This is a genomic window from Ornithinibacillus bavariensis (assembly GCF_050433565.1).
GTDB lineage: Bacteria > Bacillota > Bacilli > Bacillales > Amphibacillaceae > Ornithinibacillus > Ornithinibacillus bavariensis.
Window position 1 is genome coordinate 3,136 of sequence record NZ_JBNPWZ010000023.1, and the last position, 1,365, is coordinate 4,500.

General features: G+C 54.4%; 1 rRNA gene (only partly in view). It reads left to right on the plus strand.

Going from position 1 to position 1,365, the window contains the following annotated elements:
- Window positions 1–1,363 (plus strand): 23S ribosomal RNA (locus HNR27_RS17985); it begins 1,653 nt to the left of the window's first position.
- Window positions 1,364–1,365: the final 2 nt, after the last annotated feature.

The following is a 1,365-nucleotide window of genomic DNA, read 5'->3' on the forward strand; positions in this document are numbered from 1 at the left end:
TGAGCTGTGATGGGGAGCGAATTTTAGTAGCGAAGTTCCTGATTTCATACTGCCAAGAAAAGCTTCTAGCCAGATTATAGGTGCCCGTACCGCAAACCGACACAGGTAGGCGAGGAGAGAATCCTAAGGTGAGCGGGAGAACTCTCGTTAAGGAACTCGGCAAAATGACCCCGTAACTTCGGGAGAAGGGGTGCTTCTTTAAGGAGAAGCCGCAGTGAATAGGCCCAAGCGACTGTTTAGCAAAAACACAGGTCTCTGCGAAGCCGAAAGGCGAAGTATAGGGGCTGACACCTGCCCGGTGCTGGAAGGTTAAGGGGATGAGTTAGGGCTTACGCCCGAAGCTTTGAACCGAAGCCCCAGTAAACGGCGGCCGTAACTATAACGGTCCTAAGGTAGCGAAATTCCTTGTCGGGTAAGTTCCGACCCGCACGAAAGGTGTAACGACTTGGGCACTGTCTCAACGAGAGACCCGGTGAAATTATACTATGCGTGAAGATGCGCATTACCCGCGACAGGACGGAAAGACCCCGTGGAGCTTTACTGTAGCCTGATATTGAATGTCTGTGCAGCTTGTACAGGATAGGTGGGAGCCGTAGAAGCCGGAGCGCTAGCTTCGGTGGAGGCATCCGTGGGATACCACCCTGGCTGTATGGACCTTCTAACCCAGGACCGTGATCCGGTTCGGAGACAGTGTCAGGCGGGCAGTTTGACTGGGGCGGTCGCCTCCCAAAAGGTAACGGAGGCGCCCAAAGGTTCCCTCAGAATGGTTGGAAATCATTCGAAGAGTGTAAAGGCAGAAGGGAGCTTGACTGCGAGACCTACAAGTCGAGCAGGGACGAAAGTCGGGCTTAGTGATCCGGTGGTTCCGCATGGAAGGGCCATCGCTCAACGGATAAAAGCTACCCCGGGGATAACAGGCTTATCTCCCCCAAGAGTTCACATCGACGGGGAGGTTTGGCACCTCGATGTCGGCTCATCGCATCCTGGGGCTGTAGTCGGTCCCAAGGGTTGGGCTGTTCGCCCATTAAAGCGGTACGCGAGCTGGGTTCAGAACGTCGTGAGACAGTTCGGTCCCTATCCGTCGTGGGCGTAGGAAGTTTGAGAGGAGCTGTCCTTAGTACGAGAGGACCGGGATGGACACACCGCTGGTGTACCAGTTGTTCCGCCAGGAGCATAGCTGGGTAGCTACGTGTGGAAAGGATAAGTGCTGAAAGCATCTAAGCATGAAGCCCCCCTCAAGATGAGACTTCCCATCACTTCGAGTGAGTAAGATCCCTCAGAGACGATGAGGTTGATAGGTCCGAGGTGGAAGCGTGGTGACACGTGGAGCTGACGGATACTAATCGATCGAGGACTTAACTAACT